This window comes from Paratractidigestivibacter sp., assembly GCF_052362415.1.
GTDB lineage: Bacteria > Actinomycetota > Coriobacteriia > Coriobacteriales > Atopobiaceae > Paratractidigestivibacter.
This window is the reverse complement of the sequence record NZ_DAWEMK010000166.1, coordinates 1-2,653: the sequence shown is the minus strand read 5'-3', so window position 1 is coordinate 2,653 and position 2,653 is coordinate 1. Positions and strand designations below refer to the sequence as shown.

At 67.3% G+C, this 2,653-nt stretch carries 3 protein-coding genes; all 3 read left to right on the top strand.

Going from position 1 to position 2,653, the window contains the following annotated elements; all coding sequences use genetic code 11:
* Positions 1-36: 36 nt before the first annotated feature.
* Entirely contained in the window at positions 37-1,026 is a 990-nt protein-coding gene (locus ACT84W_RS10430) for an EamA family transporter (RefSeq protein WP_444329163.1), read from the top strand.
* 64 nt (positions 1,027-1,090) lie between these two features.
* The gene (locus ACT84W_RS10425) at positions 1,091-1,891 is read left to right on the top strand and encodes an HAD family hydrolase (protein WP_432291394.1); all 801 of its coding nucleotides are present in this window, start codon (positions 1,091-1,093) and stop codon (positions 1,889-1,891) included.
* A gap of 64 nt (positions 1,892-1,955) precedes the next feature.
* Positions 1,956-2,645 carry a GntR family transcriptional regulator gene (locus tag ACT84W_RS10420; RefSeq protein ID WP_444329162.1) on the top strand — a complete coding sequence of 230 codons (690 nt, stop codon included), beginning with the start codon at positions 1,956-1,958 and terminating at the stop codon, positions 2,643-2,645.
* Positions 2,646-2,653 lie beyond the last annotated feature (8 nt).

Genomic DNA, 2,653 nt, shown 5'->3' with positions numbered 1-2,653 from the left:
AGATGACGGCGGGCAATTATTCGGGAGGCGCAGCACATGGAGTGGGTACTTGCCGCGGCGGCGTCGGCGCTGTTCGCGGGCGTCACGTCGATTCTGGCGAAGATCGGCATCGAGCACACGGACTCGGATGTGGCCACGGCTATCCGCACGACGGTCGTGCTCGTGTTCAGCTGGGTGATGACGGCGATCTCGGTGGGGGACGTGCCGGCGGCGCTGGCCGCGATCACGCCGCGGTCGTATCTCTTCCTCGGGCTGTCTGGCCTGGCCACGGGTGCGAGCTGGATCTGCTACTTCGCGGCGCTCTCGGAAGGCGACGTGAACAAGGTCGTGCCCATCGACAAATCGTCGACGGCGCTCTCGGTCCTCCTCGCCATCGTGCTCTTCGGCGAGACGAGCCACCTCGCGGTCAAGCTCGTGGCCACGGCGGTCATCCTCGGGGGAACCTTCCTCATGATCGAGCGCAAGAAGGGCTCGGGCGCTCGCTCGGCCGGTGCGGGCTCGGGCGCGAACTCGGGCTCGGCCAACGCACTGGCCGACGCGCCCGCCGACGGCTCGGTCTGCGTCCCTGCCGATGGCTCGGCAGACGCCCCCGCCGACGGCGGTCGCCGCTGGCTCGTCCTCGCCGTGCTCTCGGCCGTCTTTGCCGCGCTCACCTCGGTACTCGCGAAGGTGGGTATCGAGCACGTCGACTCGAGCCTCGCCACGGCGGTGCGCACCTGCTTCGTCCTCGTGATGGCGTGGGTCATCGTCGCGGCCCGCGGCAAGCTCGGCCTCGCGCGCGACGTCGACCGCCGTGAGCTTGCCTTCATCTGCGCCTCCGGTGTGGCGACGGGAGCTTCCTGGCTCTTCTACTACTACGCGGTGCAGACGGGCCAGGTGAGCGTTGTCGTGCAGATCGACAAGCTATCGATCCTCGTGTCCATTGCCTTCGCCCGCGCCGTGTTCGACGAGCGCCTGAGCCGTCGCGCCGCGGTCGGCCTCGTGCTCATCGTCGCTGCGACGCTGGCCATGACCGTCTGGGCCTGATATGGCACAATTCTGCCCGGCTCCCCGCATCTATACCACCTCGACCCACAACGGAGAGACGCACATGGCAATGAACGGCATACGGCTGATCGCGGCCGACCTCGACGGAACGCTGCTGCTCGATGGCGCGCGGGAGGTCCCCGACGAGGTCTTCGACCAGATCCGCGGCCTTGCGGCCAGCGGCGTCCGCTTCCTCGCGGCGAGCGGCCGGCAGTACTACAACCTGCGCCGTCTCTTTGCCCCCGTGGCCGACGATATCCTCTACCTCTGCGAGAACGGCTCGCTCGTCATGCTCGACGACGAGGTGCTCCTCAAGCGCTGCATGCCCCGCGACCTGGGCGAGGAGGTCTGCCGCGCGATCATGGCCGACCCCAGGCTCGAGCTTCTGGTCTCCGGCGTCCACACCAACTACGCCTTCGCCAGCTCGCCCGCCTTCATCGACCACCTGGTCAACGAGGTCGGGACACGCACGACCCCGATCGATTCGCTCGACCAGATCCACGAGGATTTCCTCAAGGTCAGCTTCTATGCGAAGGACCCCGCCGACCTCGACGCGGCGGCGCCCGCCTTCGAGGAGCGCTTCGGCGACGCGCTCAAGGTCGTGGTCTCGGGGGCCTCTTGGTTCGACGTCATGTGCCGTGGCGTGGACAAGGGCTCGGCGCTGGCGGCGATCTCGGGCGAGCTCGGCATCGCGGCGGCGGACATGGCCGCCTTCGGAGACAACTTCAACGACGCCGAGATGCTCGATTACGTCGGCCACCCCTTCCTCATGGAGTCCGGCCAGCCCGCCCTGCGGGGCCTGAACGACCGCATCGAGCTCGTCGGCAGCGTTCCCGCAAAGCTCACGGCGCTTCTCGCCGAGTAGTGCCGGGCACGCGCCTCCGCGACTGATATACTTCGGCACGCAAACCGAAGAAGAGAGGCGAGGAATGGCAAAGGAACCGGACAGCCTGCAGAGCCAGGCATACGAGATGATCCGCGAGAGGATCATCTTCGCCGACTACACCCCGGGCATGAAGCTCGGCATCAAGGAGCTCTGCGAGGAGCTCGAGCTCGGGCGCACGCCGGTGCGCGAGTCGTTCCTGCGCCTGGCCCAGGAGGACCTCGTCGAGTCCGTGCCCCAGAGCGGTACGTACGTCTCGAAGATCAACATGCGCTACGCCGAGGCCGCGCGCCTTTCGCGCGAGTGCCTGGAGCGCGAGATCATCGCCGAGTGCTGCGCGCGCATCGACGCGATTGGGCTCGAACGCATCGACGAGCTGATCTGTGCCCAGCAAGAAGCCCTCGACGCCGACGACAAGCGCGCCTTCTTCGAGTCCGACAACGCCATGCACGCCGCGCTCTATGACATCGCCGGCCGCCCCGTGATCTGGCAGTGGCTCAATCTGACGAACACCCACTTCGAGCGCTTCCGCTGGCTTTCCGCCATCACCAAGGGCGTCGACCCCGAGGAAGTCGTGGGCCAGCACCGCCAGATGCGTCGCGCCCTCGCGACGAAGGACGTGAACTACGCGAGCTACCTCGTGTCCGACCACCTGCAGAAGTCCCGCTACGACTACGACAAGATCGTCGCCGAGCACCCCGACTACTTCGCGGACGCGAGCCCCTTCGGCCGTTGACCCGCTCG

Excerpts from the sequence above, each read along its gene's own strand:
- ACT84W_RS10430 (WP_444329163.1), top strand. The coding sequence starts at position 37 with ATGGAGTGGGTACTTGCCGCGGCGGCGTCGGCGCTGTTCGCGGGCGTC.
- ACT84W_RS10425 (WP_432291394.1), top strand. The coding sequence starts at position 1,091 with ATGGCAATGAACGGCATACGGCTGATCGCGGCCGACCTCGACGGAACG.
- ACT84W_RS10420 (WP_444329162.1), top strand. The coding sequence starts at position 1,956 with ATGGCAAAGGAACCGGACAGCCTGCAGAGCCAGGCATACGAGATGATC.